Origin of the sequence: Streptomyces sp. NPDC096105, from assembly GCF_044763335.1 — a bacterium.
Classification (GTDB): domain Bacteria; phylum Actinomycetota; class Actinomycetes; order Streptomycetales; family Streptomycetaceae; genus Streptomyces.
Genome location: NZ_JBIWGC010000034.1, coordinates 1 through 11,666 on the forward strand (window position 1 = coordinate 1; position 11,666 = coordinate 11,666).

At 73.0% G+C, this 11,666-nt stretch carries 11 protein-coding genes and 1 pseudogene; 9 read left to right on the forward strand and 3 right to left on the reverse strand.

All coding sequences use genetic code 11. The features are described from left to right. The 4 genes and pseudogenes from ACIQ8B_RS31710 to ACIQ8B_RS31725 all read left to right on the forward strand — a co-directional run. Positions 1-134 (forward strand): annotated as a pseudogene (locus ACIQ8B_RS31710) (4-hydroxy-3-methylbut-2-en-1-yl diphosphate synthase); the annotation flags it as partial. A gap of 102 nt (positions 135-236) precedes the next feature. Further along, a complete protein-coding gene (locus ACIQ8B_RS31715) occupies positions 237-1,085 on the forward strand; it encodes a GNAT family N-acetyltransferase (protein WP_403551631.1) in 849 nt (282 codons plus the stop codon). A gap of 27 nt (positions 1,086-1,112) precedes the next feature. Then, positions 1,113-1,679, forward strand: a complete 567-nt coding sequence (locus ACIQ8B_RS31720) for a GNAT family N-acetyltransferase (RefSeq protein ID WP_403551633.1) — start codon at positions 1,113-1,115, stop codon at positions 1,677-1,679. Positions 1,680-1,786: 107 nt separating this feature from the next. Continuing rightward, positions 1,787-3,490 carry a proline--tRNA ligase gene (locus tag ACIQ8B_RS31725; protein ID WP_403551636.1) on the forward strand — a complete coding sequence of 568 codons (1,704 nt, stop codon included), beginning with the start codon at positions 1,787-1,789 and terminating at the stop codon, positions 3,488-3,490. A 338-nt stretch (positions 3,491-3,828) separates the two neighbouring features. Here ACIQ8B_RS31725 and ACIQ8B_RS31730 read toward each other — a convergent pair whose 3' ends face one another. From ACIQ8B_RS31730 to ACIQ8B_RS31740, 3 genes are read right to left on the reverse strand one after another with little or no spacing between them, the layout of a single operon-like run. After that, positions 3,829-4,734, reverse strand: coding sequence for an aminoglycoside phosphotransferase family protein (locus ACIQ8B_RS31730; RefSeq protein ID WP_403551638.1), 906 nt, complete (start codon positions 4,732-4,734; stop codon positions 3,829-3,831). A gap of 51 nt (positions 4,735-4,785) precedes the next feature. Further along, a complete protein-coding gene (locus ACIQ8B_RS31735; RefSeq protein ID WP_403551639.1) occupies positions 4,786-5,250 on the reverse strand; it encodes a ferritin-like domain-containing protein in 465 nt (154 codons plus the stop codon). Then, positions 5,247-5,822, reverse strand: a complete 576-nt coding sequence (locus ACIQ8B_RS31740; RefSeq protein ID WP_403551641.1) for a hypothetical protein — start codon at positions 5,820-5,822, stop codon at positions 5,247-5,249. The genes ACIQ8B_RS31735 and ACIQ8B_RS31740 overlap by 4 nt, the downstream gene beginning before the upstream one ends. 219 nt (positions 5,823-6,041) lie before the next feature. Here ACIQ8B_RS31740 and rimP point away from each other — a divergent pair, with 219 nt between their 5' ends. From rimP to ACIQ8B_RS31765, 5 genes are all read left to right on the forward strand, one after another. Continuing rightward, positions 6,042-6,560, forward strand: coding sequence for a ribosome maturation factor RimP (gene rimP, locus ACIQ8B_RS31745; protein WP_290011360.1), 519 nt, complete (start codon positions 6,042-6,044; stop codon positions 6,558-6,560). Positions 6,561-6,562: 2 nt separating this feature from the next. Next, a complete protein-coding gene (gene nusA / locus ACIQ8B_RS31750; RefSeq protein ID WP_403551643.1) occupies positions 6,563-7,549 on the forward strand; it encodes a transcription termination factor NusA in 987 nt (328 codons plus the stop codon). A 101-nt stretch (positions 7,550-7,650) separates the two neighbouring features. Then, the gene (locus ACIQ8B_RS31755) at positions 7,651-7,971 is read left to right on the forward strand and encodes a YlxR family protein (RefSeq protein WP_290011361.1); all 321 of its coding nucleotides are present in this window, start codon (positions 7,651-7,653) and stop codon (positions 7,969-7,971) included. A 148-nt stretch (positions 7,972-8,119) separates the two neighbouring features. Continuing rightward, complete coding sequence (infB, locus tag ACIQ8B_RS31760) at positions 8,120-11,167, forward strand: translation initiation factor IF-2 (RefSeq protein WP_290011362.1); 3,048 nt, start codon at positions 8,120-8,122, stop codon at positions 11,165-11,167. Positions 11,168-11,344: 177 nt separating this feature from the next. Next, the gene (locus ACIQ8B_RS31765; RefSeq protein WP_106412175.1) at positions 11,345-11,638 is read left to right on the forward strand and encodes a DUF503 domain-containing protein; all 294 of its coding nucleotides are present in this window, start codon (positions 11,345-11,347) and stop codon (positions 11,636-11,638) included. Positions 11,639-11,666: the final 28 nt, after the last annotated feature.

The window sequence follows — 11,666 nt, forward strand, 5'->3', positions numbered from 1 at the left end:
AGGGCGAGGTCATCAAGACCGTGCCGGAGTCGAAGATCGTGGAGACGCTGATCGAGGAGGCGATGAAGATCGCCGAGCAGATGGAGAAGGACGGCGTGGCCTCCGGCGAGCCGCAGGTCGCGGTGGCCGGCTGACCGGACCCTCACGGCGCCCGCGGGAACCGGGGGCGGCAGCCCCCGGCATCCGCGGGTACAGTGCGGAAATCAGGCAGAACCCTTTTGTGTGAGGCCCCGCACGTGTTGACGCAGACCACTTCCCGGGTCCTCGAACCGGACGACCTGGACGCGGCACTCGCCGTACTCGACCGCGACCCGGTCGCGAACGCCTTCGTGACCGCGCGCGTGCGGATCGCCGGCCTCGACCCCTGGCGGCTCGGCGGCGAGATGTGGGGCTGGTACGAGGACGGCATCCTGACGTCGATGTGCTACGCGGGCGCCAACCTCGTCCCCATCTGCGCCACCCCCCGCGCCGTCCGCGCCTTCGCCGACCGAGCCCGCCGAGCCGGCCGCCGCTGCTCGTCGATCGTCGGCCCGGCCGAACCCACCGCCGCCCTCTGGCGGCTGCTCGAACCCCGGTGGGGCCCCGCCCGCGAGGTCCGCGCCCGCCAGCCGCTGCTGGTCACCGACCGCATGCCCGACACCGTGAAGCCCGATCCGTACGTCCGCCGCGTCCGCAAGGACGAACTGGAGACGATCATGCCGGCGTGCGTGGCGATGTTCACCGAGGAGGTCGGCGTCTCCCCGCTGGCCGGCGACGGCGGCCTGCTCTACCAGGCCCGGGTCGCCGAACTGGTCGGCTCCGGCCGCTCCTTCGCCCGCTTCGACGCCGACGGCAACGTCGTCTTCAAGGCGGAGATCGGCGCCGCGACCGACCGCGCCTGCCAGATCCAGGGCGTCTGGGTCGCCCCCGAGCACCGCGGGACGGGCGTCGCCGCCCCCGGCATGGCCGCCGTCCTGCGCTACGCCCTCGCCGACGTCGCCCCCGTGGTCAGCCTCTACGTCAACGACTTCAACACGCCCGCCCGCCGCACGTACGACAAAGTCGGCTTCCGCGAGGTCGGAGCCTTCATGAGCGTGCTGTTCTGACGGGCCCGTCCCTGTAGTCTCCCCGGCATGGTGCGCTTTTCCGGTCATGGCCGCCCCGAGCCCGACGACATCGTGATCGGCCCCCTCGACCTCCCCGGCCACGTCGACGAGGCGCTGGCCGTCCAGGCGGTGGCGTTCGGGCTCGGCCCCGACGAGGTGGCCGTACGCCGGCAGATCGTGCTGCGCCACATGACCTTCCCCGGCGCCCGGGCCTACGGCGCCACCGTCGGGGGACGCCTGGTCGGCTTCGTCTACGGCATGCCGAACCAGCGCAGCCACTGGTGGTCCACCGTCGTCGAGCCGTACCTGCGCGCCCGGGGCCACGACGACTGGCTCGACGACTCCTTCGTCATCACCGAGCTGCACGTCCACCCCCGGCACCAGAAGCACGGCGTCGGCCGCGCCCTGATCACCACGATCACCGACGGCGCCGAAGAGCCCCGGTCGCTCCTGTCCGCGCTCGACCTCGACAGCCCCGCCCGCCACCTGTACCGCTCGCTGGGCTACCAGGACCTCGCCCGGCAGGTCCGCTTCCCGAGCGCGCCCACCCCGTACGCCGTCATGGGCGCCCCGCTGCCGCTGCCGCGCGCCTAACCGATTTCCGCCGCCCCGTCCCGCCCGGCTAACCTCCTGTCATCACCTTCCCCCACTCTCGGCCGGGTTCGAGCGGGGGGACCCCCAGCAGCAGGAGTACGAGAATCATGGCGAACGCACCGGTCCAGCGCATGTCCCAGTTGATGGCGAAGACGTTGCGCGACGACCCGGCCGACGCCGAGGTCCTCAGCCACAAGCTGCTGGTCCGCGCGGGCTACGTACGCCGCACCGCCGCCGGCATCTGGACGTGGCTGCCCCTCGGCAAGAAGGTGCTCGCCAACGTCGAGCGGGTCGTGCGCGAGGAGATGGACGCCATCGGCGCCCAGGAAGTGCTGCTCCCCGCCCTGCTGCCGCGCGAGCCCTACGACGCCACCGGCCGCTGGGACGAGTACGGCGCCGAGCTGTTCCGCCTCCAGGACCGCAAGGGCGGCGACTACCTCCTCGGACCCACCCACGAGGAGATCTTCACGCTGATGGTGAAGGACCAGGCGTCCTCCTACAAGGACCTGCCGGTGATCCTCTACCAGATCCAGACGAAGTTCCGCGACGAGGCCCGCCCCCGCGCCGGCATCCTGCGCGGCCGCGAGTTCCTGATGAAGGACTCCTACTCCTTCGACCTGGAGGACGAGGGCCTGGCCCGGTCGTACGCCCTGCACCGCCAGGCGTACCAGAGGATCTTCGAGCGCATCGGCCTCGACTACCGCGTCTGCGAGGCGACCGCCGGAGCCATGGGCGGCTCCAGGTCCGAGGAGTTCCTCGCGCCCGCCGAGGCCGGCGAGGACACCTTCGCCGACTGCCCCCACTGCGACTTCGCCGCGAACACCGAGGCCGTCTCGTACGAGCTGAAGCCGGTGGACGCGGCCGGGGCGCCGGCCGCCGAGGACATCCCCACGCCCGACACCCCCACCATCGAGACCCTCGCCGCCCGGCTCGGCGTGCCGGCCTCGGCCACGCTGAAGAACCTGCTGGTCAAGGTCGACGGCGAGATCGTCGCCGTGGGCGTGCCCGGTGACCGCGAGGTCGACATGGGCAAGGTCGAGGCGCACTTCGCCCCGGCCGAGGTCGAGATGGTCACCGAGGCCGACTTCATCGCCCGCCCCGACCTGGTGCGCGGCTACGTCGGCCCGCAGGGCCTGGACAAGGTGACCTACATCGCCGACCCGCGCGTCGCGCCCGGCACCGCCTGGATCACGGGCGCCAACAAGGCCGACACCCACGCGAAGAACGTCGTCGCCGGACGGGACTTCGAGGTCGACGCGTACGTGGACGTGGTCGTCGTCGAGGAGGGCGACCCCTGCCCCAAGTGCGGCACCGGGCTGAAGCTCGACCGCGCCATCGAGATCGGCCACATCTTCCAGCTGGGCCGCAAGTACGCCGACGCCCTCAAGCTCGACGTCCTCGGCCAGAACGGCAAGCCGGTCCGCGTCACCATGGGGTCCTACGGCGTCGGCGTCTCCCGCGCGGTGGCGGCCCTCGCCGAGCAGACCGCCGACGACAAGGGCCTGTGCTGGCCGAAGGAGATCGCCCCGGCCGACGTCCACGTGGTCGCCGCCGGCAAGGCGCTGCAGACCGAGCTGGCGCTCGAGGTCTCCGAGAAGCTGTCCGCCGCGGGCGTCCGCGTCCTGGTCGACGACCGCGCGGGGGTCTCCCCGGGCGTGAAGTTCACCGACTCGGAGCTGATCGGTGTCCCGCAGATCCTGGTGGCGGGCCGCCGCTCCGCCGACCGCGTGCTGGAACTGAAGGACCGCCGCACCGGCGAACGCGAGGAACTGACGGTCGACGAGGCGATCGCCCGCCTGACCGCCCGCTGAAGGACACTTCCCGGCCCCGGGGTCGTCCCGGCCGCGGACGCGCTCGCCGCCCGCGGCCGGGACGACCCGTTCCACGGCGGCGTGGCGCCGTCGGTCTGCAGCGGGCCTCCGCCGTGAGCGGGCGGCTCAGGAGGCCCGACGGCAGGCCGAGGCGTTCGCCACGGAAGCGGAGGAGCGCGGCGCCCGTGCCCTCGGGCGCGCCCAGGCCGACGGTGAGGAACGCGCGCGGTTCCCGCACCACGTCGGGCAGGCGGGCGCCGCGCCACGAGAACGCCGGCCTGCGCGACCGGGAGGCCGTCGGCGCCGGCCGCACCGGCGTCCCGTGGACGCGTCACGCCCTACAGCCAGCTCGCGAACTCCAACAGCAGTTCCGCGTCCCGCTCACGTCCCACCCGGCGGGCGCGGACGCCCGATTCGACCGCTCGGAACAGGGTCCAGCCGCGGAGGCGGTCGCGGTCGACCTCCAGGGACTCCGCGAGGCGGCGTACGCGGCGGCGGGTCGTCGTCGCGCCCGAGGGCTGGGCGATCAGGTCCTCCACACGGTCGCGGACCAGCCGCGCCAGGTCGAAGGCGTGCTCGCCGACCACCGGGTCGGGACCCACCGCGAGCCACGGCATCCGGTCTCCGGCGAGCACCTTGCTCTGCCGGAACGTGCCGTGGAGCAGGCGGCGTTCCGGCGGCGAGGCCAGCAGTTCCTCGCGGGCCGACAGCGCCGCGTCCACCAGCGGGGCCACCTCCGGAGCGGCGTCCGCGCCGGCCCGCATCGCCTTCGCCTGCCGTCCGGTGCGCTCGGCCACGGTCTCGAACACGTGGTCCTCCGGCGGGTCGACCCACAGCCTGCGCAGGGTGCCCGCCGCCTCCAGCAGCGCCTTCGCCTCCGGGAGCGTCCGCACGGAGACGTCCGGGTGCAGCCGCTCCAGGAGCAGCACCCCTTCGACGCCCTCGGACAGCGGCTCCAGCGGCTGCACCGCCCCCAGGCCGCCCCAGTGGGCCAGTGCGACGCGCTCGCTCTCCGGGCGTGCCCGGGGCGGCGCCAGCTTCAGCACGGCGGGCGTGCCGCCGGCCGTGCGGACGAGCACCACCAGGCTGCTGCGCCCGCCCGGGAGCTGCACCCGCTCCACCGTCAACTCGCGTCGTTCGACGGCCTCACGCGCCAGGCGGGGCAGCTTCTCCAGCCAGTCGTCACCCTCGGGCGCCGTCTCACCGAGCGCCCTCACCAGACGCCGCGGCGGTTCGAATGCCATGCGCGAGTCGTTCCTTCCTGCTGTCACACGGTGCCGGTGCCCCCCGTCATGTCATGGCGTCGGCGCCGGGCCGCCCGAAGCCGTACCGCTCCGCTCGGCGAGCCCAGGGAAGGCTACGCTCTCACCGCTCCAACGCACGGACCGCACCGCCGCCTCCCGCATCGCCTCGGCCGCCGACCTGCGCCGCTCGCCGTCGCTCGACCGCACCAGGTCGGCGTAGACGCCCGCCACCCGGTTCTCCAGCTCCGCCGCCAGCCGCACCGCGGAGGCCGCGTCCGGCACCGGGAACGGCAGCGCGTACCCCGCCGCGGCGGCCACCGGCGCGCCCCCGGCGTCCTTCACGGCGCGCACCAGTGCGTCCCTGCGGGCCCGGTGCGCGTCGTACGCCGTCCGTGCCTCCGCGCGCCGCTGATCGCCGATCCGCCCGCCGACCACGCCGTAGCCGTACACCGCCGCGTGCTCCGCGGCCAGCGCGGCCTGCAGCGCCCGCAGCTCCTTGTCCTGCGCGTCACTCACCGTCGGGCCTCCGTCAACAGGTACACGTGCGCCGCCCCGGACGCCGACACCGAGGCCAGCAGGCGGGCCAGCTCGGCCGGCGCGGTCAGCAGCTCCTCGGTCCGGCGGTCGGCGATCTCCCGTTCCGCGGCGGCGAGCTGGGCGAGCGCGTCCTTCTCGTTCGCGGGCACCCCGGCCGGTGACGGAGCCGACGTCGGCGCGGCCGCCGCGGTCGCCCCGGCCGAGGGAGCGGACGACACCGACGGCGAGGGCGAGCCCGCCGCGCCCGCCTCGAACGCCTCCGCGTGCCGCACCACGTCCGCCCGCAGCGGACGCAGACGCTCCGCCAGCTTCGGGTGCGCGGCGGCGACCGCGTCGTACCGCGCGGCCAGCGCCCGGCTGTCCCGGGCCGCGCGCGCCCGGGTCCGCTCGGCGGCCGAGGGCCGCTCGGCGGCCGAGGGCCGCGCGGCGGCGCCACCCGGGGCGTCGGAACCGGTGGAACAGCCCGCCATCAGCAGGGCCGTCGGCGCGGCGGCGAGCAGACTCCTTCTGCGCGGCCCCGAGCGGGCGCGCGGAGACAGGGGGAACGACACGGCAGGCGTCCTCGGGGGGTTCGTGACGAACGGGACGGGAACAGGAGATCGGGCGGGGCCCGCGATCACGGTACCCGCAGGCCCGTCCGGCGCCGGCCAGCGGCACCCTGGCCGACCGGGTGGCCACGGGTGGACGGCAACACCCCTTGCGACCGGATACCCTTTGTGCAGACACGCGCACCGTCCCACAACAGCACACGCGGCCGAGGAGTCACCCGGATGAGCACCACCCAGAGCGAGAGGCTTCGAGAACTTCTGGAACCGCTCGTCAGCTCCCAGGGCCTGGATCTCGAAGAGATCGCCGTCGACGCGGTCGGCCGCAAGCGTGTGCTGCGCGTCGTCGTCGACTCCGACACCGGGGCCGACCTCGACCGGATCGCCGATGTGAGCCGCGCGCTCTCGGCGAAGCTCGACGAGACCGACGCGATGGGCAGCGCGGAGTACACCCTCGAGGTCGGCACCCCCGGCGCGGAGCGCCTGCTGACCGAGCACCGTCACTTCGTGCGCGCCACCGGCCGCCTGGTGCGGTTCCAGCTCGCCGAGGGCGGCGAGCTGGTCGCCCGCGTCCTCGCGGCCGACGACGAGGGCCTCGACCTCGAGGTGCCCGGCGTCAAGGGCCGCAAGGCCACCGCGCGCCGACTCGCCTTCGACGACATCGCCAGGGCGCGCGTCCAGGTCGAGTTCAACCGCAAGGACGACGCGTCCGACAAGAACGACAAGAAGGAAGAGGAGGCGTAGCCGTGGACATCGACATGAGCGCCCTGCGGGGCTTGGTGCGGGAGAAGGAGATCTCCTTCGACCTGCTGGTCGAGGCGATCGAGTCGGCCCTCCTCATCGCCTACCACCGCACCGAGGGAAGCCGCCGGCGCGCGCGCGTGGAGCTCGACCGGAAGACCGGACATGTGACCGTGTGGGCGAAGGAGGACCCCGACGACCTCGAAGAGGGCCAGGAGCCCCGCGAGTTCGACGACACCCCGTCCGGTTTCGGCCGCATCGCCGCCACCACGGCCAAGCAGGTCATCCTGCAGCGCCTGCGCGACGCCGAGGACGACGCCACGCTCGGCGAGTACGCCGGCCGTGAGGGCGACATCGTCACCGGCGTGGTCCAGCAGGGCCGCGACCCGAAGAACGTGCTGGTGGACATCGGCAAGCTGGAGGCCATCCTGCCGGTGCAGGAGCAGGTCCCCGGCGAGTCCTACCCGCACGGCACGCGCCTGCGGTCGTACGTCGTCCGGGTGGCCAAGGGGGTGCGCGGTTTGTCCGTCACCCTTTCGCGCACGCATCCCAATCTGGTGAAGAAGCTGTTCGCCCTCGAGGTGCCGGAGATCGCCGACGGCTCCGTGGAGATCGCCGCGATCGCCCGTGAGGCGGGTCACCGCACCAAGATCGCCGTGCGCTCCACCCGCTCCGGGCTGAACGCCAAGGGCGCCTGCATCGGCCCCATGGGCGGCCGTGTGCGCAACGTCATGGCGGAGCTGAACGGCGAGAAGATCGACATCGTCGACTGGTCCGACGACCCGGCCGAGATGGTGGCGAACGCCCTGTCCCCGGCCCGCGTCTCCAAGGTGGACGTCGTCGACCTGGCCGCCCGGTCCGCCCGGGTCACCGTGCCGGACTACCAGCTCTCGCTGGCCATCGGCAAGGAGGGGCAGAACGCCCGCCTGGCCGCCCGGCTGACCGGCTGGAGGATCGACATCCGGCCGGACACGGAACAGACCGGGGAATAGATCCAGGCCGCGAGGGGCTGAGATCACGACAGCTTTGCTCGTGACGGTGTTCGATTCTTGCCCCGGAGGGGTGAGGTCGGTCCGGGGAGGTAGACTGAGGAGTGTCTGGCCGGACACAGGCTGGCGTGTGCCCCGAGCGCATGTGCGTGGGGTGCCGCGAGCGAGCGGTCAAGGGCGAGCTGCTGCGGATCGTGGTGATCGAGGACGCATGCGTCCCGGATCCACGCGGTACGCTGCCCGGCCGGGGTGCGTATGTGCATCCCGTACCGGTCTGTCTCGACCAGGCGGTGCGCCGCAGGGCGTTCCCGCGGGCGTTCCGCGTCCCGGGACCGCTCGACGTAAAGGCGTTGCGCCACTACGTCGAGCAGGCGCAGAGTTGCCGATCAGCGGCTGACACATCCGCTGGACAGGCGACACGGTAAGAACTTGCCGTACGGAAACCCCCGTACGGCCTGGTACCTCGCGAGTCGAAAGCAGGTCGAGATTGCGATGAGCACTCGATGAGTACGCGATGAGTACGCCCATGAACTAGCGACGGTCCGGACGCAACCCGGACCTCAAAGGAGCGAAGTGGCTAAGGTCCGGGTCTACGAACTCGCCAAGGAGTTCGGTGTGGAGAGCAAGGTCGTCATGGCCAAGCTCCAGGAACTCGGTGAGTTCGTCCGTTCGGCGTCTTCGACGATCGAAGCGCCCGTAGTACGCAAGCTGACAGACGCCTTCCAGCAGGGCGGGGGCAACGGCAGGTCCGCCGCGAAGCCCGGCGCCCCGAAGAAGGCCGCCCCGAAGCCCGCGCCGTCCCCGGCGCAGGCCGGGGGACCCTCCCGCGCCGCCGGGGCAGCGGGGGACCGTCCGGCCGCCCCGAAGCCGCCGGCCCCCAAGCCCGCCGCGGCCCAGCCGCCGGCGGCTCCGTCGGCGCCCGCGCCGGCTCCCGGTCCGCGTCCGACTCCGGGCCCGCGCCCCGCGCCGCGTCCGGCTCCGGCCGCTCCGGAGTTCCAGGCCCCGCCCGCGGCGTCCCCGGCGCAGTCCGGTCCGAAGCCCGGCGCGCGTCCCGGCGCTCCCAAGCCCGGCGGCCGTCCCGCCGGTCCCGGTCAGGGCCAGGGCGGCCAGGGCCGTCCGGCCGGCCAGGGCCAGCGTTCCGGCGGCGGTGCTCCTCGTCCGGGCGCCCGCCCGGCAGGTCCGCGCCCCGGCAACAACCCGTTCACCTCCGGTGGCTCCACCGGCATGGCCCGTCCGCAGGCCCCGCGCCCGCAGGGCCAGCGTCCCGGTCCCGGCGCCCCCGGCGCGGGTCCCCGTCCCCAGGCCCCCGGCCAGGGCGGCGGTCCGCGTCCGCAGGCTCCGGGCGGTCCGCGTCCCACCCCGGGCTCGATGCCGCGTCCGCAGGGCGGCCCCCGTCCCGGCGGCGGCCCCGCGGGTCCGCGTCCGAACCCCGGCATGATGCCGCAGCGTCCCGCTGCCGGCCCGCGCCCCGGCCCCGGCGGCCGTGGTCCGGGCGGTGCGGGCCGTCCCGGCGGTGCCGGCCGTCCCGGCGGCGGTGGCGGCTTCGCCGGCCGTCCCGGCGGCGGTGGCGGTGCCGGTCGTCCCGGTGGCGGTGGCGGCTTCGCCGGCCGTCCCGGTGGCGGTGGCGGCTTCGCCGGCGGCGGTGGCCGTCCCGGCTTCGGCGGCCGTCCCGGCGGCCCCGGTGGCCGCGGTGGCACGCAGGGCGCCTTCGGCCGTCCCGGTGGTCCCGCGCGTCGCGGCCGCAAGTCGAAGCGGCAGAGGCGCCAGGAGTACGAGGCCATGCAGGCCCCGTCGGTCGGCGGCGTGATGCTGCCTCGCGGCAACGGCGAGACCATTCGCCTGTCGCGCGGTGCGTCGCTCACCGACTTCGCGGAGAAGATCAACGCCAACCCGGCGTCGCTCGTCGCGGTCATGATGAACCTCGGCGAGATGGTCACCGCGACCCAGTCCGTCTCCGACGAGACGCTCCAGCTCCTCGCGGACGAGATGAACTACACGGTTCAGATCGTCAGCCCGGAGGAGGAGGACCGCGAGCTGCTCGAGTCCTTCGACCTGGAGTTCGGCGAGGACGAGGGCGACGAGGAGGACCTGGTGGTCCGCCCGCCGGTCGTCACCGTCATGGGTCACGTCGACCACGGAAAGACCCGGCTGCTCGACGCCATCCGCAAGACGAACGTCATCGCGGGCGAGGCCGGCGGCATCACCCAGCACATCGGTGCCTACCAGGTCGCGACCGAGGTCAACGACGAAGAGCGCAAGATCACCTTCATCGACACCCCGGGTCACGAGGCGTTCACCGCCATGCGTGCCCGTGGTGCGCGGTCGACCGACATCGCGATCCTGGTCGTCGCGGCCAACGACGGCGTCATGCCGCAGACGGTCGAGGCGCTCAACCACGCCAAGGCGGCCGACGTGCCGATCGTCGTCGCGGTCAACAAGATCGACGTCGAGGGCGCGGACCCGACCAAGGTGCGCGGTCAGCTGACCGAGTACGGCCTGGTGGCCGAGGAGTACGGCGGCGACACGATGTTCGTCGACATCTCCGCCAAGCAGGGTCTGCACATCGACAGCCTCCTCGAGGCCGTCATCCTCACCGCGGACGCCTCGCTCGACCTGCGGGCCAACCCGAAGCAGGACGCGCAGGGCATCTCGATCGAGTCCCGGCTCGACCGCGGCCGCGGCGCCGTGGCGACCGTCCTCGTCCAGCGAGGCACCCTGCGGGTCGGCGACACGATGGTGGTGGGCGACGCCTACGGCCGCGTGCGCGCCATGCTCGACGACAACGGCAACAACGTCGCCGAGGCCGGACCCTCGACGCCGGTCCAGGTCCTGGGCCTGACCAACGTCCCGGGTGCGGGCGACAACTTCATCGTGGTGGACGAGGACCGTACGGCCCGTCAGATCGCGGAGAAGCGCGCCGCCCGTGAGCGCAACGCCGCGTTCGCCAAGCGCACGCGCCGCGTGTCGCTGGAGGACCTGGACAAGGTGCTCAAGGCCGGCGAGGTCCAGCAGCTGAACCTGATCATCAAGGGTGACGCCTCCGGTTCGGTCGAGGCCCTCGAGTCCTCGCTGCTCCAGCTGGACGTCGGCGAAGAGGTCGACATCCGCGTCCTGCACCGCGGCGTCGGTGCGGTCACGGAGTCCGACATCGACCTGGCGATGGGCTCCGACGCCATCGTGATCGGCTTCAACGTCCGCGCGGCGGGCCGCGCGGCGCAGATGGCCGAGCGCGAGGGCGTGGACGTCCGGTACTACTCGGTCATCTACCAGGCGATCGAGGAGATCGAGGCGGCCCTCAAGGGCATGCTCAAGCCGGAGTACGAGGAGGTCGAGCTCGGCACGGCGGAGATCCGCGAGGTCTTCAAGTCGTCCAAGCTGGGCAACATCGCGGGTGTCATCATCCGCTCCGGCGAGGTCAGGCGGAACACCAAGGCGCGCCTCATCCGCGACGGCAAGGTGGTCGCGGAGAACCTCAACATCGAGGGTCTGCGTCGCTTCAAGGACGACGTCACCGAGATCCGCGAAGGCTTCGAGGGCGGTATCAACCTCGGAAACTTCAACGACATCAAGGTCGACGACGTCATCGCGACGTACGAGATGCGCGAGAAGCCGCGCGTCTGACCGCAGCAGCACGCGATCGGGGCCGGTCGGCGGAAGCGAATTTCCGTCGATCGGCCCCGGCCGTTGCGTGTACGGTTCCCGTACCGGCGCCGCTGCGGCGCCCTTCCCCGGGGCACCGGCTCCGTCCGGACCGGGGAGGCCCCTGATCCCGAGCCGGCGGGTCATCCGGATGCACACATGTATGTGGGGACTCTGTCCTTCGACCTGCTCCTCGGCGACGTCCACTCGCTCAAGGAGAAGCGCTCCGTCGTCCGCCCGATCGTCGCCGAACTGCAGCGGAAGTACGCGGTCAGCGTGGCGGAGACCGGGAACCAGAACCTGCACCGCAGGGCCGAGATCGGCCTCGCGGTGGTCTCCGGGGAATGGAGCCACCTCACCGACGTCCTCGACCGCTGCGAGCGGCTGGTCGCCGGGCGGCCCGAGGTGGAACTGCTCTCGGTTCGACGCAGGCTCCACAGCGACGAAGACTGAAGCAAGACGCTAAGCACTTAAGGAGACG